The following is a 25691-nucleotide window of genomic DNA, read 5'->3' as shown; positions in this document are numbered from 1 at the left end:
CGTGGACGAGGAATGGACGAGGAAAACCGGTCCCTCGTCCAGCAAAAAACACACCCCCACCAGCGGAACAGTGTAGTTGGTGGCGATCTGGACGAGGAATCCCCTATTCCGCCTACGCGTGCGCACGCGCACGCGCAAAGCGACGAACCATATGTCTCGTCCTCCTCGTCCACAACTACCCTGCTAGCCCTCCCCGCCTGGTTCACCCCGACCCCGTTCCCCTACCAGGCGACCGGAGCGATCCGCGCCGCCCGCGACGGTCACACCCTCATCGCCGACGAACCCGGGCTCGGGAAGACCCTCCAGGCCCTCGCCGCCGCCGTCCTCCTCGGCGCGCAACGCATCGTCGTCGTCGCCCCGCCGGTGCTCCTCGCGAACTGGGGCCGCGAGATCACCCGCACCGGCCACCTCGACCACACCGACGGCGCCGAGCTCCTCATCGTCACCCCGTCGACGAAGAAGATCCCGTCGCTCCCGGCGGCCGGCTACGTCGTCGTCTCCGACGCGATGCTCGTCTCCCGCCGCACCCTCCCCGGAGTCCTCGCCGACTGGACACCCGATCTCCTGATCGTCGACGAGGCGCACCGGATGAAGAACCCGGCCGCGAAGCGGACCCGCGCCGCCCAGCAGCTAGCCGCCGCCGCGGCGCGCACGGTCGCGCTCACCGGCACCCCGATCATCTCCACCCCCCTCGACGTGCTGCCGCTCCTCGACATGCTCGGGCACCTCCACTGGTTCCCCGGCGGCACCCGCCGCACCTTCGAGCAGCGGTACACCAGCCCGGACAGGTGGGGGAACCCGCGCCCCATCAAGAAGCGCCTGCCGGAGCTGCACGCGCTCCTCGAGGCGTTCGTGTGGACCCGCCGCACCAAGGCCGACGTCCTCACCGACCTCCCCGCCAAGATGCGCACCACCCACACCATCACCCCCTCCCACGACGAGTACGTCGCCGCGCACGCCGACCTCGACAAGGCCGTCACCAAGTACCTCGACCACAACCCCGTGATGGACATGGAGCAGCTGCAGGCGTGGGCGTCGGAGAACCGCCGCTACGTCTCCCAGCTGCGCCGCGCCACCGGCCTCGCGAAGATCGACCCCGCGATCGACTGGATCCGCGACCACCACGACGGCGCGCCCGACCGGCCCCTCATCGTCTGGGGCATCCACCGCGACGTCCTCGAAGGGCTCTCCGCCGCGCTCGCCCCGCACATGCGCGTCGCCACCATCCACGGCGCCACCAGCCACGCCGAGCGGGATGACATCGTGCAGCGCTTCCAGGCCGGCGACATCGACGTGCTCATCGCGCAGATCGTCGCCGCCGGCGTCGGCCTCACCCTCACCCGCTCCAGTGACGTGCTCTTCGTCGAGACGGACTGGACCCCGGCCGGGGTCGTGCAGGCCGAGGACCGCGTCCACCGCATCGGCCAGACCGCCCCCGTCCAGATCACCACCCTCATCGCAGAACGGACCCTCGACGCGAAGATCCACGCCACCCTCGCCACCTCCATCCAGACCCTCGACCACCTCACCCCCGGCTCCGACCATGCCGTCACTGACGCGCCGGAGCAGGCGACTGTCCGTGACGTCCTCGTCGGTCTCGTCCTCGACCGCCACATCACCCGCCTCACGAATGGAGCAGCAGCATGACCAACCGGCCGAAGCAGATCGGCACCAGCGCAGAGAGCGCCGTCGTCCGCGCCGCGATCCCCCTCGGGTTCCCCCTCGCTGAACGGCTCGCCCTCCACGGCGCCGAAGACCTCGGCGACGTGCGCCTCGCCCCCTACGTCCACCTCGAGGTCAAGGGCGGGAAGGCCGCCGAGACCGCATCCGACGCCCAGATCGAAGCATGGATGGTCGAGACCGAGCGGGAGCTCGCCAACGCCCGAGCGCTCGCCGGCGCGCTCATCACGAAGCGGAACGGCGTCGGCGCCAACCGGGCACACCTTTGGTGGGCGTACGTGCGCGCGTCGTGGCTCGCGCAGTGGCGCGCCTACCCGGCCGAGCTCACCGCCGAGCTACAGGCCGGCCCCGACGTGACCGTCCGCATGACCCTCGACTCCCTCCTCGCCCAGCTCCGCTCGAGCGGCTTCGGCGACCCGATCCCCACCGACTCGACCACCCAGGAGCTGACCCGATGACCACCACCAGCCGCAGCCCGTACGCCGCCCCGCTGCTCCCTACCGACGGGCGACCCATCGCGTCGATCAACACGACGACTCCCTCCGTGGTGCGGGAGATGACCGAGCTCCTCACCCGCCGCTACGGCCCCGGACTCCAGCTCCGCCGCGAGCGCGGCCGCACGATCTGGCTCGTCCCCGCCGCACGGAAGAAGGCCGCACGATGAGCATCGACCACAGCCTCGACGACTTCGAGCAACTGAACACCATCAACCGGTGGCGGAACCGGCTCGACGAGATCGCCGAGTTGCTCGCCGAGATCCCCGACACGATGCTCACCATCTCCGGGTACGCCATGGATCTCGCTGGCCCCGCCAGCAGCACGGAGCCGCCGCTCCCCGGCGGGGACGTCCTCGTCCTCACCGGCCCCTGGGCATCCGACGCCACCTACGGCGACGACACACCTCACCCCGCGCAGACGATCGTCGAGTGGGCTCACACCATCTACGACGACCACGACCAGGTCCCGCCCGCCCGGCTCCGCTTCGCCGAAGCCCTCCGGTACCTGAGGGACCAGACCCCGTGGATCCTCGAATCCCAGTGGGCCCCGGCATGGCGGGATGACCTCGAGGCCGTGCACGGCCGGTTGCGCGCCCTATGCCCTCCCGAGGTCGACGACCGCCACGACTCCACCCCTCTCGAGGAGGCGATCACCGAGGAGCAGCTGTGGGAGGCGCTCGAGCAGCATCCCGAGCATGAGCTCACCCGCCGCGACCTCACCCATCTCGGGATCAACCCATCCACCCTCACGACATGGCGGCACCGTGGAAAGATCAGCGAGACCGCCCCCGGCCGGTACCGTGCCGGCGACATCATCGACGCCAGGAGAACCGCATGAGCCTCGACCCCACCTACCTCGAGTCCGGCCACTTCGACCCCCAGCGGAACCCCGTTGCGTATCAGCTCAGCCACCGCCTGATCCAGACCAGTGGCCCCGACGCCACCGCCATCGAGATCACCGAGCTCGCCGACGACATGATGCGGGCCATCGCGATCCTCGAGGACCAGATCGCAGAGCTCCGAGGCACCCCCGCCACACCCGCCGAGACCCTGATCCACATCAGCGACGACATCGATCAGCGCGTCGTTGAATCCAGTCGAGAGTCGTGAGACACTAACCCCGTACTCGCCATACCCCGAAGCCCCCGACCACCACACTGGTGACCGGGGGCTTCCCCTATGCCCCCGCTCGACGCACCCCATGGCGGACGGTGCTCGCGGGACGCGCGCGAAGGAAGACCACATCGATCCTCCACGGGGAACCTCGCGCAGCGCAACGGCGCCGGCCCTGCAGGAGAGACAACCTGCCGGGCCGGCGCCGCACCACCATCCCCGACTTCAGAGGTCGAGGATCGCCGCGTTCACCGCATCCGTCAGCTCCTTGAACGCCGCGTACTGCTTCTTGTTCGCGACGACGACAGAGTTCTCGTCCTTCGCGTTCCCGAACGACGTCCGGAACTTCGAGGACTGCACCTCGCCCGCGACCGACACGGACCACACACCCATGCCGCCGAACAGCGTCGGCTCGCGCAGCGACACCGCACCGACCTGCTTCAGCGGGATCATCTTCGTACCGCCCGTCATGTGGTGGACGTGCAGTGCACGCCCATCGAACTCGACCTTCCCGGTCCTGCCCTTAGCTTCCATGGCCGCATCGTAAGCCGGACCGCCGACAGCCCGGGAGGTGAGCTCATGAGCTCCTCCACCGAGGCGATCCGGAACGGACGCGGGCACCGCGCCTACCGACGAGCACAGGCCGCACTCGCAGCTCGCTACAAGGCGAACGGCTGGCCGTGCCCCGGCTGCGGCAGGCCCTTCGACTGGGGGCGGCCGCAGTCCGCTCGAGGCTTCACCGCTGACCATCCGCTCGCGCTCAACAACGGAGGCCGGCTGATCGGCCAGCAGCTCGAGGCACGGTGCCGGGGGTGCAACGCCCGCAAGGGTGACGTGCCCACGCCGGTGCTGGTCCCCGCGACCCCACCACCTGCGAGCCTGTGACCTGCAGTGATGCCGACCCCTCCCCCGTCGTGATCATCGTGACGGGGGCCGCTGCCTCGCTCCCGGTCGGACCTGGCTCTTCTCTCTCCGAGGTGTCGGTGCGTGTCCCACGAGGGACACATGACCCGCGGGGTCCCATGCGAAGGAGGTGCTGGGGTGCCTCGTGAGCTGCAGCCGTGCGGGACTGTCGCGGCGTACAAACGGCATCTGCGGCGCGGTGAGGAGCCGTGCGGCGCCTGTCTGGAGGCGAAGCGGGTGAACCAGTCGCGGCGCCGCGCGGCGGAGCGGGTGCCGGAGATTCCAGTGCCGGTTCCGCAGGCTCCGGCCCGCGTAAAGGCGGGGCCCGGCGGTGTCGCGGAGGAGCTGCGCTGGCAGGTGGAGCTTCTGCGGGGCGCGATCGAGTGGGCGGCGGAGAACGATCCGGGGAAGATGCCGGCGCTGGCGAAGGAGCGTCGGGAGACGCTCGCGGCACTCGGCGATCTCGGTGACGAGAGCGAGACGGAGGGTGGTGCTCTGGGTGAGTTCCTCTCCGGTCCGACGGGGCTTGTCCGGTTCCCAGCGGCCGAGGATCGAAAGCACGCCTGAAGCGGTCGGCACGTACGGCCCGAAGGTCACGGCGTTCGCCGCGGCGTGCGGGGTGCGGCTCGACGACTGGCAGGCGTACGTGATCGACGGGCTATTCGCGGTCGATGAGGCGGGGCAGTGGGCGTCGACGGAGTTCGGTCTGCTGGTGTCGCGCCAGAACGGCAAGGGCGAGATCCTCGTCGCGTACGACCTCGCACACCTGTTCCTGTTCCCTCGCTCCGATGGCCGGCGCAAGACGATCCTGCACACGGCGCACGAGATGAAGACCGCGATCGATGGGTTCGAGCGGCTGAAGTCCGTGATCGAGTCCCAGCCGCAGCTCATGCGGATGGTCGCGGAGCGGGGCATCTACACGGCGAACGGGCGCGAGGGCATCGTGCTGAAGCCTCGGAAGGGGCAGAAGCTCGGCGACCGGATCCGGTTCGTGGCGCGCTCGAAGAACTCGGGCCGTGGCTTCTCCGGTGACGTGATCGTGCAGGACGAGGCGCAGGAGGAGTCGCAGGCGGCTCACAACGCCCTCACCTACACCCAGTCGGCCGTGCCGAACCGGCAGGAGCTGTTCACGGGGACGGTGCCCGAGGAGGGCGTGAACGACTCGGAGGTGTTCGAAGGCGTTCGGGATCGTGGACGGTCCGGTACCGCGTCGTCGACTGGCTGGATGGAGTGGACGCCGGAAGGGTCTGATGATCCCGAGATCGCGCCGGGGATCGACAAGGCTGACCCGGGGGTGTGGGCGCAGGCGAACCCTGCTGCTCCGCATCGGATCCAGTGGGACACGATCCAGGATCAGCACGACCGGGATACGACCCCGGGCAGGGACGCGTTCGGGCGTGAGCGCCTGTCGATCTGGCCGAACCGTGACGAGGCCGCCGAGCAGTCCAACAGCGACGTCGACATGGATCGCTGGTACGAGTTCGAGGTCAGCACCTGGCTGACCCGTCGCGTGGCGCTCGCCGTGTCGATCGGGCGCGGTGGCGGGTATTCGTCGATCTGCGGGGCGCAGCGCCTCGACGACGGGAGGATCCTGGTCCAGCATCTCGCGACGAACGCGGGCACGCTGTGGCTCGCGGGGCGTTTGAAGGAGCTCCGGACCGAGCTGTCCGCGCGCCTGGTGGTGCTGGATGAGAAGAACGCCGCGACGGTCACCTCGGACCTGACGCGCGCTGGGGTCCGGTACATCGGGATGCACATGAGCGAGGTCGCGGCGGCGTTCGACATGACGATCGAGTACGTCAACGGCGGTGTGGTCGCGCATCCGCCGCAGCCGGAGCTGGACGATGCGCTCGCTGCGGCGGTGCCGCGGGTGATGAACAAGCCACAGAACCTGAAGACCTGGGATCAGGGCGACCCGATGGTGCCGTCCTCCGCGGTGCAGGCGATGTCTTTGGCGATCTGGGGTCTGAAGAAGACCGAGTCCCAGCAGCAGCGGACGTCCGCCGCGGCGCCCCGCGTCCTGGCCTCCGAGTCCGTGGTCGGCCGCGACGACATCGACGTGCTCTCGGCGCGCTTCTGAAAGGAGGTGGCCGCATGGCTGCACCGACCCGTGAAGTCGGGTACGTGAAGCGCTCGGCGATCGCCGGGTGGGACACGTTCGAGCTCGAGGACGACGACAATCCCGCGCTGCGGTTCCCTGAGTCGATCCCGATCTATGCCCGGATGCGGCGTGAAGAGACGCAGATCCAGTCGGTGCTGAAGGCGGTGAAGCTGCCGATCCAGCGCACCGCGTGGCAGCTGGACCCCAACGGCGCGGACGACGCGGTGGTCGAGTTCATCGCTGCAAACCTCGATCTCCCGATTGCGGGACAGCCCGCGCCCGTGGCGCGCCGGCGCCAGCGGTTCTCATGGAACGAGCACCTCCGGCTCGCGCTGACCTCGCTCGACTTCGGGTTCGCGTTCTTCGAGCAGGTCTACACCTTCAACGAGAGCGACGGCCGGCTGTGGCTGCGAAAGCTCGGCTGGCGACCGCAGGCGTCGATCAGCAACATCAAGGTCGACCGCGACGGCGGGCTCAAGGCCGTCGAGCAGCTCGGCGTCGACACCCGGACCTCGACGATGAAGGTCGACCGGCTCGTCGCCTACGTGCCGGAACGCGAGGGCGCGAACTGGGCCGGCGTCTCGATGCTCCGCCCGTCCTACAAGTTCTGGCTCCTCAAGGACCGCCTGCTCCGAGTCCAGTCGACCACGGTCGAGCGCAACGGCATGGGCGTCCCGATCTACACCGCACCGGACCTCTCCACCCTCGGCCTCGACGCCACGCAGCACGAACAGCGCGAGAAGGCCGAGATCGAACGCGGCCTCGAGATCGCGAAGAAGTTCCGGTCCGGGGAGACGGCGGGCGCGGCGATCCCGTTCGGCGCGAAGCTCGAGCTACTCGGCGTGACCGGGTCTCTGCCGGACGCGGACAAGCCGATCCGCTACTACGACGAGCAGATGGCCCGCTCGGCGCTGGCGCACTTCCTGAACCTCGGCACGCAGACGGGGTCCTGGGCGCTGGGGACGACGTTCGCGGACTTCTTCACCCTCTCGCTGCAGACGGTCGCCGAGCTGATCGCCGACGTCGCGACGCAGCACATCGTCGGCGACCTCGTGGATCTGAACTTCGGCGAGACCGTCCAGGCACCGCGCATCACGTTCGACGAGATCGGCGCGCAGACCCCCGCGACTGCGGAGGCGCTGCAGTCCCTCGTGCAGACGAAGGTGATCCGGCCCGACGAGAAGCTCGAGCGGTTCATGCGCGACCGCTACGGCCTGCCCGAAGCCGATCCCTCCACCGCCCGCGACATCGGCACCACCGGCGTGCAGGGCACCCCCACCATCCCGGAAGGAGGCGACGATGGGACGGACGCTCCGTGACCGCTTCAACTTCGCCACGAACAAGCAGAAGACCGCCGTCCGTGCCGAGGCCCCGTCCTCGACCGGCGATGAGTCGAAGGCCGTGCTGCGGATCTACGACCCCATCGACTCCTGGGGCGACTGGTTCGGGCTCTCCGCGAAGGAGTTCGGGCAGGCGCTCGATGCGCTGCCGTCGAGCGTCGAGGAGATCGAGCTGCACGTGAACTCCCCCGGCGGGGAGGTGCACGAGGGTCTCGCGATCCTGAACCAGCTGCGCCAGCACACGGCATCGGTGACGGTCGTGATCGACGGGCTCGCCGCGTCGGCCGCATCGTTCATCGCCATGGGCGCCGACCGGGTGCTGATCGCACCGAACGCCGAGGTCATGATCCACAACGCGTGGATGCTAGCCATGGGCGACTCGGGCGACATGCGCAAGGCGGCCGACGACCTCGAGCGCCTGAACACGAACCTCGCCCGGATCTACCAGGGCAAGGCCGGCGGTGACGTCGCTGACTGGCTCGAGGCCATGCGCGTCGAGTCCTGGTACAGCGACGAGGAGGCCGTCGCCGCGGGCCTGGCCGACGCAATCCTCTCCGAGGACGAGCCCGAAGAGCCGGCCGCCGAGGCCCGCTTCAACCTCGGCGTGTTCGCCCACGCGGGACGGGCCGACGCCCCGTCCCCCTACATCCCCCGTGCCGCAGCCGCGGCGGCGGGCCCCCGGCCGGCGGAGCAGTCGGTCACCCCCACCCATGAAGGAGACGACGACATGTCGAAGCTCATCAAGGGGCTCCGCAACCGGATCGGCATCGCCGACGACGCGGAGCTCACCGACGACCAGTTGCTCGCCGCGGTCGACGAGGCGCTCGCCGAGCGCGCCGAGCCGACCCCGGCCGCCGCGGCGCCCACGCCTCGAGACCTGCCGGAGGGGTCCGAGATCGTGGACTCCGAGGTGCTGGCCTCCCTCCGTGCCGACGCCGAGGCGGGCCGCTCCGCGCGCGCCGAGCAGGACACCGCACGCCGCGAGCAGCTCGTGGACGACGCGATCAAGGCCGGGAAGTTCGGGCCCGCGCGCCGCGAGTCCTGGCTCAACGCCCTCGAGGTGGACGAGGAGGGCGCCACCGCCGACCTCGAGCGCCTCACCTCCGGCCTGATCCCCGTGGACCAGATCGGCGACGCGGGCTCCGTGGACGCCGACGAGGCCCTTTACAACCGCGCCTTCGGCGCCCCCACGAAGGAGAACTGACCATGGCGGATTACTCGCCCCTGTTCAAGCCCGGCGCGGCCGTCACCTACAGCGTCTCCGCTGACGTGACCGCCTCGCAGGTGGTCGAGCTCACCGGCGACCGCGCTGTCGGACCCGCCGGCGCGGACTCCGCCCGCGTCGTCGGCATCGCCGCGTTCGACGCGAAGGTCGGTGAGGACGTGACCGTCTACGACGGTGGCGTGCAGCGCCCTGTCGCGGCCGGCGCCATCGCCGCCGGCGACAAGGTCGCGGCCGCCGCCGACGGCAAGGTCGCCACCCTCGGCGATGCCACCAACCCGGTCGGCATCGCGCTCGCGGCCGCCGCCGATGGCGCCCCGACCCAGATCAAGTTCAAGGCCTGAGGAGGCACCCGAGATGGCATACCAGTACCCGGCAGCGCCGGTGACGGTCGGGAGCGACCTCACCACCACCCAGATCCACCACCTGATGAAGTCCCCGGCGCTGCTCGCGAAGCGCGCCGCGGAGCTGGCCCGGCAGAAGTTCATCTCGGACTTCCTGCTCACCGGCCGGTACGTCGCGACCGGTGGAGCGATCCTGTACGAGACCGGTGAGGAGATCTTCCCCGCCGACTCGCCGGAGGCGATCGCGCCCGGCGGCGAGTACCCCATGACCACCATGACCGCGGGCGAGCTCGCCGCGGCCATGACCAAGAAGTGGGGCCAGGACTCCAAGGTCACCGACGAGGCGATCTCCCGCCTGAACATCTCCCCCGTCGACAAGGCGCTGCGTAAGATCGTCAACGGCATGATCCGCCACGGCGACGGCGTCGGCCTGTCCGTGATCGCCTCGAAGATCACGCAGTCCGAGGCCGCGGCCGGTCAGTGGACCGGCGCCGGCGCGGCCGACGCGATCGTCGACACCGCCCTGTCCGTGAAGGCGGAGTACGAGGAGATCAACGACGACTACAGCTTCGATTACAGCACCGTCGTGCTGAAGCCGACGCAGTTCGCGAAGGTCGCCGGCGCGATGATCAAGTCCGACCTCGTGCCGCGCGAGTCCGCGAACTTCGCCCTGACCGGAGTGATCCCCGACTACATGGGGTTCACCTGGGTCACCTCGAAGCACGTCCCCTTCAGCGACCCGCTGCTGCTGGACCGTGAGCAGCTCGGCGGCATCGCCACCGAGAACATCCAGTCGCCCGGCTACTCGAACGTCGAGGGCGTCGAGGTGAAGTCGATCCGCGACGAGGACACCGACGCCTACAAGGTCCGCGGCCGCCGCGTGTTCGTGCCCGTCGTGCTCGAGCCCCGCGCCGGCATCCGCATCACCGGAACGGGGATCTGACCATGACCTACCGAGTGAAGGCCGCAGCCGCGGTCGTGAAGATCGGCGGGACCGAGCGGTACCTCTACAAGGGCAACATCGTGCCCGAGGCCGCGACCAACGCCGAGCACCTCGCCCAGATCGGGCTGCTCGAGGAGGTCGAGCTGCTCGAGATCCCCGAGGCGGACAGCCCCGAGGACCTGCCGCCGATCCCCCCGATCCCCCCGGGCGGCACCCCGCAGGCGCTAGCCGATCCCGCCGGGGGCGGTAACGGCGACCCGGTCAAGGTGTCGCCGCCCCCGAAGGCCGGCCAGGGCTCCAGCGCCGAGGCGTGGCGGACCTACGCCGCTGCCGTCGAGGTGGAGGTCGCGGACGACGCCTCGCGCGACGACGTGATCGCCGCGATCGAGGCCGCCGGCAAGCCCACCGAGTGATGAGGAGAGGGGGCGAGCATGGCTGACCTGCTCACCGCGAGCGACCACCAACTGGTCGCGGGGCTGACGGAGCCGTGGCTGTCGATCTTCTTCGAAGCCGCGAACTCCGCGGTCGACCGGCTCGCCCCCTGCCTCACCGCCGACGGCGCAGACTCCGGTCGACGCGCCGAGGCGAAGCTGATCGTGCTCCGCGCGATCGACCGGGTCCGCAACACTGTCGACTTCGCGCGTGCGCAGTCCGCGGGCCCGTTCTCCGTCACCTACATCACCGGCGGCCGCGGCGTCCTCGACAAGGACGACCGTGCCGCGCTCGCCGCGCTGTGCGACTCCGCGTCCTCTGGCGGGGCGCGCGGGTCGTTCCCGGACCCGGACTGCTACGACCACCTGTTCGCCCGTCCTCGCCGCGCCTGGAGGCTGTGATGGCCTGGTCCAGCATCGACACGGTCCGGCATCACCCGCACCTCGGCTGGATCGAGAACGAGCGCGGCGAGGAGCGGGAGACCTGGGGGCCCTGGGTCGACGTCTCCGATGGGGTGTGGGCGCCCGGCTCCACCAGCGAGGACCTCGCCGAGGGGCACCGCCTCCAGTCAGCCGGCACGCTGATCTTCCAGCGCGCATTCGCCTACTCGGAGTTCGACGAGTTCACGGTCAACGGCATCACCTACCAGGTAGTCGGGCATGCCTCGACGGTCCGGCGGAACCCGTTCACCGGCACGGTGCTCGGCACGGACATCGCGCTGAAGGCGGTGACCTGATGGTGGACATCAACGTCGGCGTCCGCCTCGAGTTCTCCCCGAAAGCGATCGAGCAGATCCTCACCTCCCCCGCTGTGTTCGCGGACATGAAGCGGCGCGCGGACGCGATCGCGGACGCCGCCAACGCCGGGGTCGCCACGGAGCGGCCCGACGAGGAGGACCCGTACCTCGCCACGGAGCTGGTGCTCGAGGAGCCGCGCGCCGCGGCGTCCGTGATCACTCGCACCGCTCGCGGGAAACGGGACAACCTCCGCCACGGCACCCTGCTGAAGAACCTCGACAAGGGCAGGTGATCGCGATGCCCTACCCCGACCTGGCAGCCGGGATCACGGGCGTCGTGTTCCCCGACCCTGTTGTGATGGTCCGCGGCTGGGTGCGCGCCGCCGGCCTCTACAGCAACGTCTACCCGCGGCTCCCCGCGAGCTTCGAGACGCGGATGCCGTTCCTGATCGTCCGCGAGTCCGGCGGGTCCGGCGCCCACGACCGCGTTTACACCCGGGTCCGGCTGCAGTTCGAGTGCTGGGCCGCGGACTCCGACCGGTCCTCCCGCGATGCCCGCTGGCTCGCCGCGCTGCTCCGCGTCTGGGACCAGTACGCCGACGTGTGGAACCCCGTGATCATCCAGGACCCCACAGACATGCCGGACCCCGATACGGGGACCCCGGTGCACAGGCTCGCCGCCGAAGTCTCCTTCGTCGGTGAGGAACTCCCGATCCTCTCAACAGAAGGAGCATGACCATGGCAGAGGGAACCGCTGCTGTCTCCGCCGTCAAGCCGCTCACCGCGCGCGGCGGCATCTGCAAGGCCCCGCTGGGCACCACCCTCCCCACCGATGCGTCCACCGCCCTGGCGGCCGCGTTCGTGAAGCAGGGCTACGTCACCACCGACGCGGTCACCCAGACGGTGAACCGGTCGGCGGAGGACGAGACCGCGTGGGGTGGCGCCACCGTCGCCACCCACGAGACCGAGTACGGCGTCGTCCTGACGTTCACCCTGATGGAGTCCTCCAACGCGGAGACCCTGAAGAGCATCGTCGGCGAGGACAACGTCATCGTCACCCCCGCGACCGCGTCGCACGGCAACCTGATCGAGGTCCGCTGGAAGTCGGGCCTGCCCGACCCCGGTGTGTGGGCGATCGACATGCTCCGCGCGAAGGGCGGCACCCAGCGCAAGGTGATCCCGGAGGGCCAGCTCGTGTTCTCCGGCGACGTCCAGTACGTCGACTCCACCAGCATCAAGTACGCGGTGGAGCTGCGCTGCCACGCCGACGAGAACGACGTCCCCGTCTACGACTACTTCGACGACGGAGTCGTCTCGGGGGGATGACCGACCTCTACGCGGCGCTCTACTGAGCGCCGCGTAGAGGCTGCCCCCACCCCCGGACAGGAAGGACCCCATGGGCCACTGGACCACCGCACTCCCCGCCCCCGCCACCGAGGGCTCACACACCCACCTGCAGGACCACGACGCGCTCACCGCAGCGCTCGCCGAGGTGCGCGATGTGGTCGACGAGCTCGCCAGGACGCTGGCCTCGCTGGCCGGGCGTCTCGACGCGATCGAGCAGCCGGTGCTGCCCGACGAGGGCGACCCTCTGGAGGCCTGAGCCTCCCCTCGACGACCTGGCCCCGGTTGATCGGCTCACCGGGGTCAGGTCCCTTCCCTGCTGTTCTGAGCCGACCCGTCCCGCACTCTCCAGGAGCCGACATGACCGAGCCGAAGAAGTCCAAGTTCACCCGCAAGAAGAAGGTCGTCTACGACCGCGTCCGCTTCCCCGTCCCCGACCTGTTCGACGACGAAGCGCATTTCAACCTGCCGTCCGCCCGCCAGGTCCCCCTCGGCGTCCAGCGCAAGCTGAGCACCGAGCCGGGCGCTCTGGAGAACTGGCTGATCGAGAACCTCGCCGGCGACGACGTCGACGAGCAGCGCGACGCCATCGACGAGCTGTCCGGTGACGACGTCCAGGCCTTCGTGAAGGCGTGGCAGAAGGCGTCGAAGACCGACGTGGGGAAATCCTCTCGCTGATCGCTGTCCACGAGGAGCACACCACCGCAGTCGAGGCGACGCTCATCGCCGCCGGGCTGCGGTGGCGTGACCTCGAGGACCCGGTCAGCAGTGGCACCGACTGGGGTGACGTGCTCGCCGTGATCGAGTACGCCCCCTACGACGCGCCGATCCGGCGCGCCGTGAGCCCGAAGGACTGGCCCTGGGGCAACCCGGAGCGGGACCTCCTCGCCGGCATCGTCGACGAGCTCCGCACCCTCCGGGCACAGGTCGGCAGCCTGTCCGGGGTGAAGCCCCACCAGCTGCCCGCGCCGATCCCGCGGCCCTCGGCCGGGTCCCAGCAGTCCGGGACCATCGAGACCGGCGTCGCGACGCTCGACGAAATCGACCGCATGCTCGGGTGGTGACCCCACCCCTCCTCTGACACAGGAAGGGGTGGGGCACCATGGCATCCGCAGTCGAGCTCGCCACCGCCTACATAAGCATCGCTGCTTCCGGTGACGACCTCGCCCCATCCCTCGGGCAGTCCTTCCGGAAGGTGGAGAAGGTCGCCGCCGACTCCGGGAAGCGGATGGGGAAGTCCCTCACCGGCCAGGTCGCGAAGGCGACCGAGCAGGACGTGAAGAAGGCGCAGGACGCCTACGAGCAGGCCTCGAAGCAGGTCACCTCCACCGTCGAACGGCAGGCCCTCAAGGTCGAGGACGCCCGCCGCAAGGAGGAGATCGCGCAGGCGAAGGTCACCGAGGCCCTCGCGAAGTACGACCGCGGCTCCTCCCAGGTCCTCCAGGCGCAGGACCGGCTCGCGCTCGCCGCGCAGAAGGTGCAGGCGGCGCAGCTCGAGCAGGAGTCCGCCACGGATCGGGCGAACAAGAAGCTCGCCGAGACGAAGTCCGCTCTCGACGACGCGAAGAAGGCGGCCGACGACGCCGAGCGGCCGTTCATGACCCTCGGCGACCGGGTCCGCACCGCGATGAGCGGCGACTTCAAGGGCGCGTTCGACGGCATCGGCCGCGAGTCGAAGAAGGCCGCGGACGACGTCGCCGGCGACTTCGACGACGCGGGCGACGATGCGGGCGCCGGAATGCTCGACGGCCTCAAGGGTGCGCTGCTCGCTGGTGGTGCGGCCCTCGGTATCGGCGCGTCGTTCGGGGAGCTGTTCCAGGAGGGCATCGAGTCGGTCTCGAGCAAGGCCAAGCTGAAGGCTTCGCTCGGCTTGTCCGAGGCGGACGCTCAGGAGCTCGGGAAGGACGCCGCCGGCGCGTACCGCGCCGGGTTCGGCGAGGACCTCGGCGCGGCGACCGACGCGACCGCCGCCGTCCGCCAGTACCTCGGCCCCGACGTCGACACCCAGTGGGCGACCGAGATGTCGATCGCGATGTCGGAGGCGTTCGGCAACGAACCGCAGGACAACATCAAGGCCGTCTCCCAGATGATCCGCACCGGCATGGTGAAGGACGCCGAGGAAGGCTTCGACGTCCTCACCCGCGGCTTCCAGTCCGGCGCCGATAAGGCCGACGACCTCACCGACACCATGACCGAGTACGGGACCCTGTTCCGCGGCCTCGGTATCGACGGTGCAGACGCCGTCGGCCTCATGTCGCAGGGTCTGAACGCCGGCGCGCGGGACGCGGACAAGGTCGCCGATGCCTTCAAGGAATTCGGCATCCGCGCGATCGACGGGTCGAAGACCACCACCGCCGCGTTCAAGGGCCTCGGCCTGGACTCCGGCGAGATGGCCACTCGCATCGCGGCCGGCGGGCAGAGCGCACGCGACGCAACCCAGGAGGTGCTGGAGAAGCTCCGCGAGGTGGAGGACCCGGCTGAACGCTCGGCGATCGCCGTTGGCCTGTTCGGCACGCAGGCGGAGGACCTCGGCGGGGCGCTCTACGCCCTCGACCTCGACACCGCCGCCGCCGGCATGGGCGACATCGCGGGATCGACGGAGCGGATGTCCGACGCGCTCGCCGAGGCGCAGTCCCCGTTCGACCGAATCAAGCGCTCGTTCTCGGACATCGGCACGAGCCTCGGCAGCGGCATGATGCCGGCGCTCGACGTGTTCGCCGACACCATCATCGGGGTCGGCGAGTTCTTCCGTGCGAACCCGCTCGTGTTCGGGATCCTCGCAACCGGACTCACCGCCGCTGCCGGCGCCGCGTACTTCGCGTCCGGCGCGGCGAAGGCCCTGTTCCTGTCCATCTCGACGGGTATCAAGTCGATCCCGGTCATCGGCTGGATCATCGCCGGGATCACCCTGCTCGTCGCCGCGCTCACCTGGTTCTTCACGAAGACCGAGACCGGTCAGGAGATCTGGGCGAAGGTCTGGGGCGGGATCAAGTCCGTGGCCGCTGTGGTGGTCGACTGGTTCGTGCAGACGGCGTGGCCGGCGCTGCAGACGGCGTGGCAGGCCATCTCCGATGCCGCGGTCTGGCTGTGGCAGACGGTCCTGAAGCCCGCGTGGGAGGGGATCAAGGCTGCGATCGGCGCGACCGTCGACTGGCTCGTGAACACCGCCTGGCCGTTCATCAAGGGCGTGTGGGACGCGATCGCCGGTGCCGCGATCTGGCTGTGGCAGACGATCCTCAAGCCCGCGTGGGACGGCATCAAGACGGCGATCGCGATCGCTGTCACCGCGGTGCTCGTCTATATCGACTTGCTGACCTGGTACTTCAACAACGTCATCGCGCCCGTCGCGACGTGGCTCTGGCAGACGGTCCTCAAGCCCGCTTGGGAGGGGATCCGGGCTGCGATCGCGGCGGTCATCGACTGGGTCGTGAACACCGGCTGGCCGGTGCTGAAGCTGACCTGGGATGCGATCGCGTCCGCGGCCACCTGGCTGTGGCAGACGATCCTCAAGCCCGCATGGGAGGGGATCAAGTACTCGATCAGCGTGGTCGTCTCGTGGTTCCGGGACACGGCGTGGCCGATCATCTCGTCAGTGATCGAGTCGATCAAGTCCGGATTCAACGTCATGCGGGACTCGCTGAAGACCGCGTGGGCGTTCGTCCGGGACACCGTGATCGCGCCGGTCGCGAACTGGTTCCGCGACACCGTCGGGCCCCTGTTCGACACCGTCACCGGAGGTATCAAGAGCGCCTTCGAGACGATGAAGGACGCCGTGCAGACGGCGTGGGAGGGGATCCGCGACACCGCGAAGGTGCCGGTCGAGTTCGTGGTCAACAAGATCATCAACGACGCGATCATCGGGAACTACAACTCCGTCGCGGAGACCTTCGGGTTGGACCCCATCAAGGACGTCGCCCTCCCCGCGGGGTGGGCTCGAGGTGGCATCCTCCCCGGCTACACGCCGATGCGCCACGGGGACGACGTCCTCACCCCGATGCGCTCGGGCGAGGGTGTGCTCGTCTCCGAGGGACTCCGCGACTCGGCGTCGCGGGCCGCGTTCCTCGGCGCGAACGAGGCGGCGAAGCGGGGCATGAGCTTCGCGGACTGGCTCGGCGGCGGGTATGCCGGCGGCGGTCTCGTGAAGCTGCTGTCCCCGTTCGCGGGCAGCTACCCGCGGGGCGACGGCTTCGGTGCGCGCGGCGGTGCGCACAAGGGCATCGACTGGCCGATGCCGCAGGGAGCGACACTCCTCGCAGTGGGGCCGGGCACGGTGTCGCACACCTGGAACCCGAATGCGGGCAAAAAGCTCGAGCTCCGGCTCGGCGACGGTCTTGTCGCGGGCTACCACCACCTGTCCAGCTACATCGCTGGGCGGGGCGACTCCGTCGGGGCTGGTGCGCCGATCGCCCGCGTCGGCTCGACTGGCCGGTCGTCCGGGCCGCACCTGCACTTCTCGCTGAAGCGCGACGGCAAGTACGTCGACCCCCTGCCTTACCTGGGCGCGGGCGGCGCCGCCGGAGACGGCAGTGGGAGCAGCTGGTGGAATCCGCTCGAGGGGCTGTGGGACTCGCTGAAGGAGAAGGTCCGCTCCGGTGTCGGTGACTCGATGTTCGGCGACCTGCTGTTCGAGCTTCCGCAGAAGCTGATCTCGGGCGCGAAGGACTGGGTGGCGGACAAGGTCACCGGCTTCTTCGACCTGGGCAGCGGATCGGATGCTGGTGCGGGAGGTGCGGAGCGGTGGCGCAGTCTCGCGTCGACGGCTCTGTCGATGAAGGGGCAGATGTCCTCGACGAACCTCGCCTCGATGCTGCGCCGGATGAACCAGGAGTCGTCCGGGGACCCCAACGCCTACAACGGCTGGGACTCCAACGCCGCGGCCGGCAACGCGTCGCGCGGGCTCATGCAGGTGATCCCGTCGACGTTCCGCGCCTATGCGGAACCGGGCTACTCCTCGAACATCTACGACCCCCTGTCGAACATGCTCGCGTCGATCAACTACACGCTGGCCAGGTACGGGTCCCTCACCAAGGGATGGGACCGGGCCGGCGGGTACGCGCTCGGCGGCATCGTCGACGGCGGGATCTTCGACACCGGCGGCGTTCTGGACTCGGGCAGCTTCGCGCTGAACCTCTCCGGGCAGCCGGAGGTCGTGCTGAATCCGGCCGAGTCCCGCGCCTACATGGCGGGGCAGGCCTCGGCGGGGCATCAGCCTGCGCGCCAGACCGTCGTGCAGGTGACTCCGCCGGAGTCGAAGGACCCCGGCATCTGGGGTCAGAGGTTCGCTGACGCGATGGGTCTACATGAGCTGCGCACCTCGATGGGAGGCCCCTGATGGTTCACGCTCGCACGGCGATCCTCACCCAGTCCACCGGTGAGGTGCTGGCCCTGTTCGACCGACCGGTCCGAGGCGACTCGATGTGGTACGTCGAGGACGTCGCGGGCTGGTACGGCGGGTCGGGGGTCCGCGGCGATGTGACCGAGCGCCTCGGCCATGGCGACTTCGTAGAGCCTGGGCGCCGCGAGGGCCGAGTGCTCACGCTCCATGGGGCGGTCGCCTGTGCCACATCGGATCTGCGGGATCAGCATGAGCGGGTCCTGTCCGGAGTCCTTGGCGATGGCGACTGGGGCGACCTGACGTGTGACGACGGGGCCGCGGTCCTCTCGACGAGGGTGCGGCTCGATGGAGCTCCCCAGGTCGTGAAGCTCGGGACCCGTGGCCTCCGCTTCCAGATCCCGCTGCGCTCCGAATCGCCATACCTCGCGTCGGCGTGGCGTTCGTCGACCCTGCGTCCGGTCGGCAGTGGGGTGGGGTTCGAGTTTCCGCCGTTCTCGCGTGGCCTCGGGCAGGGGCCGGTGATCACGTTCGGCACGGAGGTGTCGGTGGTGGAGCCGGTGTGGAACCACGGCAACGCCGCCTCGGCCCCCGTGTTCGAGGTGACCGCGTCGTCGCCGGGTGGCTTCTGGGTCGGCCTCGACGACCGGAGGGTCACGTACCCGTGGCCGACCTTCGCTGATGTGCCGGTGACGGTGGACATGGCGGGATCGCTGCAGGTGGCGGGCGTGGATCAGTCGCATCTGCTCGGGGAGCGGGGCTGGGGCCTCATCCCGCCGGGCGGGGTGGCGGTGCCGTCGTTCGGGTTTCTGCAGGGCGGGACCGGGTGGGCGACTGTCCGGCACCGCGACACCTTCATCTGAGAGAGGAGTTCCTGATGGGTTATCCATGGCCGAAGTCGCCGCAGCCTGATGGGACGGGCACGACCGAGCAGGGCCTGCAGCGGATCGTGGGCGCGCAATTCATGACGAGCGGGATCCTGCCGAACGGTGGCCTGACTGTCGAGGGCACCTCGGGCATGGCGTACCTGGTGCGTGCCGGTGCGGCGTTCATGTGGACGTCGTCGTCGGCGCGCCTGGGCATGCTGGTCCCCGTCGACGAGGTCACCGTGAACACTGTCCCGGCGCCCGCGACGGGGTCCCGATTCGACACCGTCTACGTGGACGGGATGGGTGCGGTGAAGGTCGTTCAGGGCACCACGATCCCGTCGGGTGTGGCGATCGCCCGGTTCACGGTCCCGGCGGGGATCACGGCGACGACGTCGGCGCAGCAGTCCCTGGACCGGGACTTCGCGATCCCGACCGGCGCGAGCTTGGGTCGTCTGGCCCGGTGGGAGGATCCGGGCGGTGGTGCCGCCGGCATGGCGGAGACGGTCCGGCATTCGTCGAGGTTCCATCTGCCGTCGGATCGGCTGCTCCGCATCGACCTGACCACGACGCTCCGCTCCGCGACCGCGACGCCGGGCCAGATGTACATCGAGCTCGAGCTGCAGAACGCCAACGGCGTGTGGAAGCGGCGGCTGGATGTCGTGCACGGCCGCGAGTGGGATACCCGGTCGGCGAACTGGTCGGTGGGGACCCGTGAAGGGGTGAATACGCTGATCATCCGAACCCGCGGCACCGGGGGCGGGACGTGGCAGTTCTCGACCGGGTCGTCGGTGACGGAGCTGTCCGTGTGGGACATGGGACCGAACCGGTGACCTGGGTCGCGCATCTGGTGCGCACGATGGACGGGCGCCGCGGGAAGCAGCTCGATCTCGCCGCGGACGGCACCTGGTCGATCCCCCTCAACGGGGTCGAGGAGTTCACGGTGACGGTCGCGAAGGCGGAGTTGCGGGGTCTCGGCGCGGACTGGTGGGAGCAGTGGCGTACCAGCGTCGCAGTCTCCTGGCAGACCGCCGACGGGACTCTCGACGCATGGATCGCGGGCCCGATCACCGGACCCCCGCAGGAGACCCGCACGACGGCGACCCTCACCTGCCGCGGGATCGGCGCGGTGCTCGAGCGCAGGCAGCTGCTCGCGGTCGAGCCGGACCAAGATCCGGCCAGCGCTCAGAAGGCGTTGCGCGAGTCGACGCTCGCGTTCACGGGCATGTCGCTCGGCACCATCGCGCAGGAGGTCGTGCAGGCGGCGTGCGAGAAGGCGGGCGGCGCCCTGCCGATCCGGTTCGGGTCCCCGCGAGAGACCGGCCAGGGCCTGAACCAGAGGACTTTCGAGGGCTGGAATCTCGCGAACAACCAGGCATGGAAGCGGCTCACCGAGCTCACCCAAGTGATCAATGGGCCGGACATCGCGTTCCGTCCCGCCTGGGCCGAGTCCGGGGACCTGGAGTGGGTGATGGTGCACGGCACCCGCGCCCAGCCCACGATCGCGCAGGACTGGACGATGGACCTCGACACCACCTCGACCCGGTCCCCGGTCGCATCCGTGAACATCTCGACGGACGCGTCCCGCCTCGCGCACCGCGTCTACTGGACCGGTGCCGGGGAGGGCGCCGGCACCCTGGTCCGGGTCGTGCAGGACCTCGCGCGGCTCGACGGGATGATGCCGCTGCTGGAGACCGTCGGCTCCACCAGCGACACCGAGAACGGGGCACTGCTCGTCGACCACGCGGAGGCGGAGCTCGCCGCGGCTCGTGTCCCGGTCACCCAGGTCAGCGTGAAGATCGACGGCTCGGATCTGAGGTGCGAGATCAGCCGGTGGCGGGTCGGGGACGCGGCCCGCCTCACCCTCGGCGAGGACTGGCTGACGGTCCCGGCGGGGACGAGCACGAAGCGGATCATCGCCGCGAAAGGCACCTGGACCAGCTCGATGGTGGACCTGGAATTCCAGGACGACGCCCTTTCCTACGACAACTGAGAAGAGAGAGACACGATGGTGCAGCGCCGTGACCTGAACGCCCCGCCGAAGCGGGCGCTCGCCGGAATCCTCGCGGACATCCGGGCGGAAGCACGGTCCTCGAAGACGGGGGCGCACGGGGTGAAGACCCTCGGACCGAACGGCAACTCCGTGTGGGTGGACCCGGTGACGGGGGACGAGCACTCCGTCCGGGAGATTCCGGCGCAGATCGGGGAACACGCGGCCGCGATCGACGAGGCGCAAGCGCTGATCGTCGAAGCTCGCGACGCGATCGGCGCGACGAAGGAGCAGATCGAGGAGGAAACTGCGGCGCGGGTGGCGGCGCTCGCGGAAGCGCAGGCGACGCTGACGGAGCTCGACACCCGTCTCGACGGGATGCCGTCGTCGGCTGAGCTGCAGGAGGTGCGGAGCGACCTCGCGGACGCACAGGGTGAGGCGGCGTCGGCGGCGTCGGCGGCGGCTGACGCGGCCGCGGCGGCGGAGACTGCGAACGCGAACGCGCTCGCGGCAGCGGGGATCGCGGCGGCGAAAGGCCGGATCATCTACGCCCCCGAGAAGCCGACCGCGGCGGAGGACCAGTCGACGTCGAACCTGTGGATCGACTCGGACAACGGCCGCGTGTACGTGTGGGACCCGGCCGCGAACGACTGGATCGAGTCGGAGAACGAGTCCCTGCGGGACGCCGCTCAGGCCGCCGCTGCCGCGCTCGCTGCCGCGGAAGCCGCCGACGCGAAAGCCGTGGCCGCCGCCGGTGTCGCGGCCGCCGCGCAAGCCGCGGCTGAAGCCGCGCAGAAGACGGCGAACGAGGCGACCCTCGACGCGCGGGACGCGTGGAACGAGGCCGTCGCGGCGCAGGCGGCGGCGGACGCGGCGCAGACCCAGATCACCTACGGGCTGAACCTGGTCTCGGATCCGTCGATCACGAAGAACACCGATGGCTGGACGGCGAACACCTCGTTCACGGAGTTCCTGGTCGAGGACCGGGACATGGGGAAGGGGGTCGTGTCCGCGCTCAAGCACAAGGCCACCGGGCACAACACGATCCGGTCGCCCTACTTCAAGATCGACCCGGCCATGGCATACGAGTTCCGGCTGACGTTCGACAAGCCGGAAGCCAACCCCAACAGCCTCCAGGACTTCTACTTCGGGCTCACCGCGCTGGACGCCGGCGGCTCGACCACCACGGTGCCGGTCGAGGGCATCCGGACCTCGGACGGCTCGGTTGTGGCGGCCAGCACCAACTTCTACTTCTGGTCTGCTCCGGGTCCGTTCGCCGGTCCGCGGGAGCTGATCGGGTACGTCCTTCCGGTCGGCACCCCCGCCGACGTGGCGAAGGGGCTGGACGGGGCGACGTTCGCCGCTCGGTTCACCAACCCCAAGACCGACCGGCTGCTGCTGCGGTTCCTGAACTACGCGAACGACACGATGGACCTTCCGGTCTGGGTGTCCAACGTGTCGGTCCGCGCGGTCCCGGTGGCGGACCTGCTGAGGGCGCGGGATGCCCGGGTGGCGGCTGCTGCGGCGAAGGCTACCGCCGACGCTGCGGCCTCTGAGGCGGCGGCGGCGAAGCAGCTCGCCGGCGATGCCGTGCGCGAGGTCGGCGACACCGTCCGCGAGTACGTCATGGAGTACGCCGTCGGCAGCTCGGAGACGACTGCGCCGACGTCCGGGTGGTCGACGAGCACGCCGGCCCGCACGCCCGGGTCGTTCGTGTGGATGCGGACCGTGGTGACGTACGCCGACGGGGACACGTCCACCACGGCACCCGCGCTTCTGACCGGCAACGCGGGCTCTCCCGGCGCTCCCGGGGCTCCGGGTGCCCCTGGTGCTCCCGGGGCACCCGGCGACGACGGTGCGCCCGGCAAGGACGGCATGGGGCTGCGGTCGACCGCGATCACCTACGCGCTGTCGACGTCCGGGACGACCGCCCCTACCTTGGGCTGGGCGTCCACCGTGCCGACGCTCGTCAAGGGCCGCTACTTGTGGACCCGCACCGTGTGGACCTACACGGACGACAGCACGGAGACCGGGTTCTCTGTGGCGTACGTGCCGCAGGACGGTGCTGACGGAGACGATGGCCTGCCGGGCGCTCCGGGCGTCGGGATCAAGTCGACGTCGATCACCTACGCGGCGTCGTCCTCGGGCACGTCCGCGCCGACGACCGGCTGGGCGGCGCAGCCGCCCGCGGCGGCGGCGGGGCAGTTCGTGTGGACCCGGACGGTGTGGACCTATTCGGACTCGACCACGGAGACGGGGTACTCCGTCGGCAAGATCGGCAACACGGGCGCGACCGGCGCGAAGGGCGACACGGGTGCGAAGGGCGACACGGGCGCGACCGGCCCCACCGGCGTGTCGGTGTCGTCGGTGACTCCGTTCTTCCGGGCTGTCGACCGCTCGGCGGCCGCCCCCGCGCAGCCGTCGGGCATGTCCCCGGCCGGGTGGACGAGCACCGAACCGGCATGGTCCGCGTCGGTGAAGCTGTACCGGGCAGAGCGGGTCGTCTACTCGAACGGGTCGATCGCGTGGACGGTGCCTACGCTCGTCGCCGCCTACGAAGGCATCGTCGCGGTGAACGCGTCGGCGAACTCGAAGAACGCGCTGACGATCGCGCTCGTGTCCCCGACCGCGGCGACGCCGGGTGTCGTCGCGGGGGACACGTGGTGGCGGGTCGACGGCGACGGGATCATTTTCGAGCAGTGGGGATGGACCGGGACGGCGTGGGTGCCGCGGACGATCCGGTCGGAGGTCATCGCGAACCTGGACGTGTCGAAGCTCGTGGTTCACGACGAGCTGCGGGTGATCGGCGACACGGTGCTCGACAAGCTGTGGGTCGACGGGATCGCTGCGCGGGCCGCGACATTCCAGACGATGACGGTCGCGACGGGCAACCTGATCGCGAACGCGTCCGGGCAGGACGGCAACCGGTGGTGGAAGGCACCGATCGAAAGTACGACGATCACCGGTGTTGCTGGGCAGCGGACGGCGCTGACCTCGTCCGGTGGCACCGTGTCGTGGGCGTATACCGGGCCGCGGTTCGAGCTCGAGGGCGGTCGCCGCTACGTGTTCGAGACCTGGATTCGCGCGGACAAGCCGGGGTCCCGGTTCTACTACGAAGTGCGAGACCAGGCGGGGACGCTCGTCGCGACGGCGTCGACGGTCACGGACGGTGGCTCCGGTTCGTCGGGCGGGTACATGATGCAGGCGTACCTGGTGCCGGTCGCGTGGACGCGGTACCGGATGGAATTCGTCGCCCGCGCCGGGGCGGAGACCGCGACCGTCGCGTCGCTGTACTTCAATCACTCGAGCGGGACGGAACGGGGCGCGCAGGTGTGGCTCGCCGGGACCCGGCTGTACCCGGCCGACGGGCTCGTCCACATCGAGGACGGGCAGATCACGGCGCGCAACCTGCTGATCCTCGGCGACCCCAACAACCCGGACGAGACCGGGCTCATGGCGAACATCGCGAAGATCCTGAACCTGGGAGTCGAGCGGCTGACCGTGACGGAGGGTGCGACGATCCCGGACGCGGTCATCACGAAGCTCGCGTCGACGATGGTCACCGCGGGCGTGCTGCGCACGAACGATGTGGGGCAGCGGGTCGTGATCGACTCGAACGGGCTCGTGATGATCGGCGTCGGCGCGGACGGTGAAGACGTCGAGCTCGTCCGGATCGGGCCGTCCGGTGAGCAGCTACTCACGATCGGCGACACGGTCCTGTCGTCGTCGTCGGTGTCCGCGCGCTCGGCGGCGTTCGACTCCCTCACGGTCGGCGGCGATTCCATCACGGACGCGCTCGCCGCCGGGCCCCGGGGCGTGGTCGCGTTCGCCGACGCGGGGGTGACGTCGCAGTGGGACGGCACCGGGGTCGAGCAGAACCGTCTGCAGGCGGACGCGGTGCTCGAGCCGGGGCGACGGTACTCGGTGACCGTCGACCAGCACTACGTCCAGACGCGGACGTCTAGCGCTACGCAGTACGTGGAATTCATCCGGTGGGACGACCCGGCCACGGCGTCCGGGGTGTCGCCGTCGTCGCCGTCGATCGCGCAGGCGCGGCACTTCCTCGGCGCGGGCACGACCGCGGAGACCGTCCCGCCGATGAGCGGGTGGATGGACACGTCGTCGTGGACCGCGCCGAAGCGGCTGTGGTTCATGGTGAGCAACCGGGGTGCGGTGAACCGGGACATTCGGATCGTCGCTGACAGCGCGTACCCGCTGCGGCTCACGATCCTGGACGAAGGGCCGTCGCTCGTCGCGACCGGCCGGTCGTGGATGCACAACGGCACCCCCCGAGAAGGTGCGTCGGAGTCCCCGGGTGCCGGGACTGAGGTGCAGCGGACGACGAAGACGTGGGCTCACGGCGGGGCCGGTGGTGACCGGGTCGCGGAGAAGAACCTCGTCTACCAGGGGACGCTGTCGCCGTACGGCAACCGCACCGGCGGCTGGCTGTTCTCGTCGGCGATGCGCTCTGACCTGTCCGGCGCGACGATCGAGAAGCTCGAGGTCTACCTCGAGAACTCGCATTGGTACAACGGCTCGGGCGGCACCGCCCGGATCGTGCCGAACAATGGCTCGTTCTCGGGGCCGTGGTTCGGGACTACCAGCGTCGAGTCGTCGGGCTGGCCGCGCGGTGCGGGCCGATGGGTGACGCTCCCGGCGTCGTGGTACCCGTACGTCGTGAGCGGGACGTACAAGGGAATCAGCACGTACGCGACGTCGTCGAGCCTCGTCTATTACGGCCAGTTCAAGGTTTCGCCGACGAAGTTCCGCGCAACATACAGGCGCTGACCTGGGCCTGGCTCGACTCACCAGCACCACGAGGAGGGGACCGCTGAAGCGGCCCCCTCC

27 protein-coding genes are annotated in these 25691 nt (G+C 69.9%); 26 read left to right on the top strand and 1 reads right to left on the bottom strand.

Annotation, left to right across the window (positions count from 1 at the left end):
- Window positions 1-12: 12 nt before the first annotated feature.
- From ACZCAH_RS00415 to ACZCAH_RS00395, 5 genes are read left to right on the top strand one after another with little or no spacing between them, the layout of a single operon-like run.
- Window positions 13-1647: a DEAD/DEAH box helicase gene (locus ACZCAH_RS00415; RefSeq protein ID WP_464339212.1), complete on the top strand. Its 1635-nt coding sequence runs from the start codon at window positions 13-15 to the stop codon at window positions 1645-1647.
- On the top strand, window positions 1644-2138 hold the full coding sequence (locus ACZCAH_RS00410; RefSeq protein WP_464339211.1) for a hypothetical protein: 495 nt from the start codon (window positions 1644-1646) through the stop codon (window positions 2136-2138). Before ACZCAH_RS00415 ends, ACZCAH_RS00410 begins: the two co-directional genes overlap by 4 nt.
- Complete coding sequence (locus ACZCAH_RS00405; protein ID WP_464339210.1) at window positions 2135-2344, top strand: hypothetical protein; 210 nt, start codon at window positions 2135-2137, stop codon at window positions 2342-2344. The genes ACZCAH_RS00410 and ACZCAH_RS00405 overlap by 4 nt, the downstream gene beginning before the upstream one ends.
- Complete coding sequence (locus ACZCAH_RS00400) at window positions 2341-3015, top strand: hypothetical protein (RefSeq protein WP_464339209.1); 675 nt, start codon at window positions 2341-2343, stop codon at window positions 3013-3015. Before ACZCAH_RS00405 ends, ACZCAH_RS00400 begins: the two co-directional genes overlap by 4 nt.
- Window positions 3012-3287, top strand: coding sequence for a hypothetical protein (locus ACZCAH_RS00395; RefSeq protein ID WP_464339208.1), 276 nt, complete (start codon window positions 3012-3014; stop codon window positions 3285-3287). Before ACZCAH_RS00400 ends, ACZCAH_RS00395 begins: the two co-directional genes overlap by 4 nt.
- A 228-nt stretch (window positions 3288-3515) precedes the next feature.
- On the opposite strand, the gene ACZCAH_RS00390 is transcribed toward ACZCAH_RS00395, so the two are convergent.
- Complete coding sequence (locus ACZCAH_RS00390; RefSeq protein ID WP_464339207.1) at window positions 3516-3824, bottom strand: hypothetical protein; 309 nt, start codon at window positions 3822-3824, stop codon at window positions 3516-3518.
- Window positions 3825-3869: 45 nt separating this feature from the next.
- On the opposite strand from ACZCAH_RS00390, the gene ACZCAH_RS00385 reads away from it, so the two are divergent.
- The 21 genes from ACZCAH_RS00385 to ACZCAH_RS00285 all read left to right on the top strand — a co-directional run bounded on the left by ACZCAH_RS00385 (window position 3870) and on the right by ACZCAH_RS00285 (window position 25631).
- A complete protein-coding gene (locus tag ACZCAH_RS00385) occupies window positions 3870-4175 on the top strand; it encodes an HNH endonuclease (protein ID WP_464339206.1) in 306 nt (101 codons plus the stop codon).
- Between the two features lie 156 nt (window positions 4176-4331).
- Window positions 4332-4760 (top strand): hypothetical protein, encoded by a 429-nt coding sequence (locus ACZCAH_RS00380; RefSeq protein WP_464339205.1) that lies wholly within the window; start codon window positions 4332-4334, stop codon window positions 4758-4760.
- On the top strand, window positions 4681-6273 hold the full coding sequence (locus ACZCAH_RS00375) for a hypothetical protein (RefSeq protein WP_464339204.1): 1593 nt from the start codon (window positions 4681-4683) through the stop codon (window positions 6271-6273). The genes ACZCAH_RS00380 and ACZCAH_RS00375 overlap by 80 nt, the downstream gene beginning before the upstream one ends.
- Before the next feature lie 14 nt (window positions 6274-6287).
- The gene (locus ACZCAH_RS00370; protein WP_464339203.1) at window positions 6288-7613 is read left to right on the top strand and encodes a phage portal protein family protein; all 1326 of its coding nucleotides are present in this window, start codon (window positions 6288-6290) and stop codon (window positions 7611-7613) included.
- A complete protein-coding gene (locus ACZCAH_RS00365; protein WP_464339202.1) occupies window positions 7594-8838 on the top strand; it encodes a head maturation protease, ClpP-related in 1245 nt (414 codons plus the stop codon). Before ACZCAH_RS00370 ends, ACZCAH_RS00365 begins: the two co-directional genes overlap by 20 nt.
- Before the next feature lie 2 nt (window positions 8839-8840).
- Window positions 8841-9200 (top strand): capsid cement protein, encoded by a 360-nt coding sequence (locus ACZCAH_RS00360; RefSeq protein ID WP_464339201.1) that lies wholly within the window; start codon window positions 8841-8843, stop codon window positions 9198-9200.
- 13 nt (window positions 9201-9213) lie between these two features.
- Window positions 9214-10143, top strand: coding sequence for a phage major capsid protein (locus ACZCAH_RS00355; RefSeq protein WP_464339200.1), 930 nt, complete (start codon window positions 9214-9216; stop codon window positions 10141-10143).
- A gap of 2 nt (window positions 10144-10145) precedes the next feature.
- Window positions 10146-10556 carry a hypothetical protein gene (locus ACZCAH_RS00350; RefSeq protein WP_464339199.1) on the top strand — a complete coding sequence of 137 codons (411 nt, stop codon included), beginning with the start codon at window positions 10146-10148 and terminating at the stop codon, window positions 10554-10556.
- A gap of 18 nt (window positions 10557-10574) precedes the next feature.
- The gene (locus ACZCAH_RS00345; RefSeq protein WP_464339198.1) at window positions 10575-10976 is read left to right on the top strand and encodes a hypothetical protein; all 402 of its coding nucleotides are present in this window, start codon (window positions 10575-10577) and stop codon (window positions 10974-10976) included.
- Window positions 10976-11311, top strand: coding sequence for a hypothetical protein (locus tag ACZCAH_RS00340; protein WP_464339197.1), 336 nt, complete (start codon window positions 10976-10978; stop codon window positions 11309-11311). Before ACZCAH_RS00345 ends, ACZCAH_RS00340 begins: the two co-directional genes overlap by 1 nt.
- Window positions 11311-11604, top strand: a complete 294-nt coding sequence (locus tag ACZCAH_RS00335; RefSeq protein ID WP_464339196.1) for a hypothetical protein — start codon at window positions 11311-11313, stop codon at window positions 11602-11604. The genes ACZCAH_RS00340 and ACZCAH_RS00335 overlap by 1 nt, the downstream gene beginning before the upstream one ends.
- Window positions 11605-11609: 5 nt before the next feature.
- Complete coding sequence (locus tag ACZCAH_RS00330) at window positions 11610-12047, top strand: hypothetical protein (RefSeq protein WP_464339195.1); 438 nt, start codon at window positions 11610-11612, stop codon at window positions 12045-12047.
- 2 nt (window positions 12048-12049) lie between these two features.
- Window positions 12050-12637 (top strand): phage tail tube protein, encoded by a 588-nt coding sequence (locus tag ACZCAH_RS00325; protein ID WP_464339194.1) that lies wholly within the window; start codon window positions 12050-12052, stop codon window positions 12635-12637.
- A 70-nt stretch (window positions 12638-12707) separates the two neighbouring features.
- The gene (locus tag ACZCAH_RS00320; RefSeq protein ID WP_464339193.1) at window positions 12708-12914 is read left to right on the top strand and encodes a hypothetical protein; all 207 of its coding nucleotides are present in this window, start codon (window positions 12708-12710) and stop codon (window positions 12912-12914) included.
- Between the two features lie 101 nt (window positions 12915-13015).
- The gene (locus tag ACZCAH_RS00315; RefSeq protein ID WP_464339192.1) at window positions 13016-13333 is read left to right on the top strand and encodes a hypothetical protein; all 318 of its coding nucleotides are present in this window, start codon (window positions 13016-13018) and stop codon (window positions 13331-13333) included.
- A complete protein-coding gene (locus tag ACZCAH_RS00310) occupies window positions 13288-13719 on the top strand; it encodes a hypothetical protein (RefSeq protein WP_464339191.1) in 432 nt (143 codons plus the stop codon). The genes ACZCAH_RS00315 and ACZCAH_RS00310 overlap by 46 nt, the downstream gene beginning before the upstream one ends.
- Before the next feature lie 38 nt (window positions 13720-13757).
- Window positions 13758-17987, top strand: coding sequence for a peptidoglycan DD-metalloendopeptidase family protein (locus ACZCAH_RS00305; protein WP_464339190.1), 4230 nt, complete (start codon window positions 13758-13760; stop codon window positions 17985-17987).
- The gene (locus ACZCAH_RS00300; RefSeq protein WP_464339189.1) at window positions 17987-18850 is read left to right on the top strand and encodes a phage tail family protein; all 864 of its coding nucleotides are present in this window, start codon (window positions 17987-17989) and stop codon (window positions 18848-18850) included. The genes ACZCAH_RS00305 and ACZCAH_RS00300 overlap by 1 nt, the downstream gene beginning before the upstream one ends.
- Before the next feature lie 14 nt (window positions 18851-18864).
- Complete coding sequence (locus ACZCAH_RS00295) at window positions 18865-19686, top strand: hypothetical protein (protein WP_464339188.1); 822 nt, start codon at window positions 18865-18867, stop codon at window positions 19684-19686.
- On the top strand, window positions 19683-20846 hold the full coding sequence (locus ACZCAH_RS00290) for a hypothetical protein (RefSeq protein ID WP_464339187.1): 1164 nt from the start codon (window positions 19683-19685) through the stop codon (window positions 20844-20846). The genes ACZCAH_RS00295 and ACZCAH_RS00290 overlap by 4 nt, the downstream gene beginning before the upstream one ends.
- A gap of 156 nt (window positions 20847-21002) precedes the next feature.
- Window positions 21003-25631, top strand: a complete 4629-nt coding sequence (locus ACZCAH_RS00285) for a hypothetical protein (RefSeq protein ID WP_464339186.1) — start codon at window positions 21003-21005, stop codon at window positions 25629-25631.
- The last annotated feature ends 60 nt before the right edge of the window (window positions 25632-25691 follow it).

It is taken from the genome of Brachybacterium sp. B718/18, assembly GCF_055454375.1.
Note: the sequence above shows the minus strand (reverse complement) of the source record. Positions and strands in the feature narration are given on the sequence as shown.

Bases quoted from the DNA above. Each gene is read 5' to 3' on its own strand.
- ACZCAH_RS00360 (WP_464339201.1), top strand. From the start codon at position 8,841: ATGGCGGATTACTCGCCCCTGTTCAAGCCCGGCGCGGCCGTCACCTAC.
- ACZCAH_RS00405 (WP_464339210.1), top strand. From the start codon at position 2,135: ATGACCACCACCAGCCGCAGCCCGTACGCCGCCCCGCTGCTCCCTACC.
- ACZCAH_RS00390 (WP_464339207.1), bottom strand. From the start codon at position 3,824: ATGGAAGCTAAGGGCAGGACCGGGAAGGTCGAGTTCGATGGGCGTGCA.
- ACZCAH_RS00365 (WP_464339202.1), top strand. From the start codon at position 7,594: ATGGGACGGACGCTCCGTGACCGCTTCAACTTCGCCACGAACAAGCAG.
- ACZCAH_RS00340 (WP_464339197.1), top strand. From the start codon at position 10,976: ATGGCCTGGTCCAGCATCGACACGGTCCGGCATCACCCGCACCTCGGC.
- ACZCAH_RS00330 (WP_464339195.1), top strand. From the start codon at position 11,610: ATGCCCTACCCCGACCTGGCAGCCGGGATCACGGGCGTCGTGTTCCCC.
- ACZCAH_RS00315 (WP_464339192.1), top strand. From the start codon at position 13,016: ATGACCGAGCCGAAGAAGTCCAAGTTCACCCGCAAGAAGAAGGTCGTC.
- ACZCAH_RS00355 (WP_464339200.1), top strand. From the start codon at position 9,214: ATGGCATACCAGTACCCGGCAGCGCCGGTGACGGTCGGGAGCGACCTC.
- ACZCAH_RS00370 (WP_464339203.1), top strand. From the start codon at position 6,288: ATGGCTGCACCGACCCGTGAAGTCGGGTACGTGAAGCGCTCGGCGATC.
- ACZCAH_RS00320 (WP_464339193.1), top strand. From the start codon at position 12,708: ATGGGCCACTGGACCACCGCACTCCCCGCCCCCGCCACCGAGGGCTCA.
- ACZCAH_RS00350 (WP_464339199.1), top strand. From the start codon at position 10,146: ATGACCTACCGAGTGAAGGCCGCAGCCGCGGTCGTGAAGATCGGCGGG.
- ACZCAH_RS00345 (WP_464339198.1), top strand. From the start codon at position 10,575: ATGGCTGACCTGCTCACCGCGAGCGACCACCAACTGGTCGCGGGGCTG.
- ACZCAH_RS00395 (WP_464339208.1), top strand. From the start codon at position 3,012: ATGAGCCTCGACCCCACCTACCTCGAGTCCGGCCACTTCGACCCCCAG.
- ACZCAH_RS00295 (WP_464339188.1), top strand. From the start codon at position 18,865: ATGGGTTATCCATGGCCGAAGTCGCCGCAGCCTGATGGGACGGGCACG.
- ACZCAH_RS00335 (WP_464339196.1), top strand. From the start codon at position 11,311: ATGGTGGACATCAACGTCGGCGTCCGCCTCGAGTTCTCCCCGAAAGCG.
- ACZCAH_RS00300 (WP_464339189.1), top strand. From the start codon at position 17,987: ATGGTTCACGCTCGCACGGCGATCCTCACCCAGTCCACCGGTGAGGTG.
- ACZCAH_RS00305 (WP_464339190.1), top strand. From the start codon at position 13,758: ATGGCATCCGCAGTCGAGCTCGCCACCGCCTACATAAGCATCGCTGCT.
- ACZCAH_RS00410 (WP_464339211.1), top strand. From the start codon at position 1,644: ATGACCAACCGGCCGAAGCAGATCGGCACCAGCGCAGAGAGCGCCGTC.
- ACZCAH_RS00400 (WP_464339209.1), top strand. From the start codon at position 2,341: ATGAGCATCGACCACAGCCTCGACGACTTCGAGCAACTGAACACCATC.
- ACZCAH_RS00325 (WP_464339194.1), top strand. From the start codon at position 12,050: ATGGCAGAGGGAACCGCTGCTGTCTCCGCCGTCAAGCCGCTCACCGCG.
- ACZCAH_RS00415 (WP_464339212.1), top strand. From the start codon at position 13: ATGGACGAGGAAAACCGGTCCCTCGTCCAGCAAAAAACACACCCCCAC.
- ACZCAH_RS00385 (WP_464339206.1), top strand. From the start codon at position 3,870: ATGAGCTCCTCCACCGAGGCGATCCGGAACGGACGCGGGCACCGCGCC.